Genomic DNA, 705 nt, shown 5'->3' with positions numbered 1-705 from the left:
CAAACATCTGGACATGAGCTTTGATCCAGTTGTCGGTTTTCTCATTCATATATGCTTTTACAAAAGCATACTGACTGTAAGTTAATACACCTACAAATATCCATGCATCTGTGATTTCTCCGGTGTCCGGATCAATGATGTGGGCAGGGTCACCGGCCCAGTCAACTTCAATCTGTTCACCTGGTTTTCTGGGGATATGCATGGTAGCCCTGCGTTTTTCTTCATCCTTCTGGATGTAGTAGCAGAACTGAGAATACATTAGAGGCTCTTCGCTGCTCATGCGGCACTCCTCACAGTATTCTACCCAGAGAAGCTTTTTGTTTACACCATTTCGCAGAAGTTCTTTGCGAATGTAGTCAAAGTTTGGCATGCGTTTATTCGTTGCCGACTTATCCTTAGGAAACATCAGCTCCTCTAGTGCACTGTCGGTCATGTCGAAATCCAGCGGCCATGAAAGCTTGATTTCCGCTGCCTTTTTTAAAACCTTAGCGACTGTGTTTCTGGATACACCGCAACTCTGTGCGATGTTCCTCTCACTGAATCCTAAGCTTTTCAAGCGTAGGATTTCACGATACTTGGTCATAACTTACGACCTCCTTTATCTGTATTCACACCAAAGGTGTGTATTTACAGTATAAAGGAAATATATGTAATAGAGCCCAATAAGGTGGCTCTGAATTACCGGAATATATGGCTCTCATTCTC

Annotated in this window: 1 pseudogene; it reads right to left on the bottom strand. The window is 43.3% G+C overall.

Annotated elements, in window-relative coordinates:
• Nucleotides 1-583: pseudogene (locus GPK60_RS14515) on the bottom strand (IS21 family transposase); the annotation flags it as partial.
• Nucleotides 584-705: the final 122 nt, after the last annotated feature.

This window comes from Ruminococcus sp. MCC718 (assembly GCF_018783905.1).
In the GTDB taxonomy this organism is placed as follows: domain Bacteria; phylum Bacillota; class Clostridia; order Lachnospirales; family Lachnospiraceae; genus Hominisplanchenecus; species Hominisplanchenecus faecis.
Note: the sequence above shows the minus strand (reverse complement) of the source record. Positions and strands in the feature narration are given on the sequence as shown.